This window comes from Enterobacter cloacae complex sp. S3 (assembly GCF_014930495.1).
Classification (GTDB): domain Bacteria; phylum Pseudomonadota; class Gammaproteobacteria; order Enterobacterales; family Enterobacteriaceae; genus Enterobacter; species Enterobacter asburiae_B.
The window spans coordinates 1-313 of the sequence record NZ_JADBRD010000087.1; the positions used below are offsets into that span (position 1 = coordinate 1).

Sequence of the window (313 nt, forward strand, 5' to 3'; positions counted from 1 at the left end):
CGTTAAAGAGATCAAGATCAACACCGGCGACAAAGTGTCTACCGGCTCCCTGATCATGGTCTTCGAAGTCGCGATAGAAGTCAACGTACCGGACATCGGGGGTGATGAAGTTGAAGTCACTGAAATCCTGGTGAAAGTGGGCGACACCGTTGCGGCTGAGCAGTCACTGATCACCGTAGAAGGCGACAAAGCCTCTATGGAAGTGCCGGCTCCGTTCGCGGGTACCGTTAAAGATGTCTATTATACACATCTGACGCTCCCCACGACGGACAGACAGTAGATCAAGGTGGACGCCCTATAATTAAAAAAAAAA

1 pseudogene is annotated in these 313 nt (G+C 50.5%); it reads left to right on the top strand.

Going from position 1 to position 313, the window contains the following annotated elements:
- Positions 1 to 238 (top strand): annotated as a pseudogene (locus IM317_RS23515) (biotin/lipoyl-containing protein); the annotation flags it as partial.
- Positions 239 to 313: the final 75 nt, after the last annotated feature.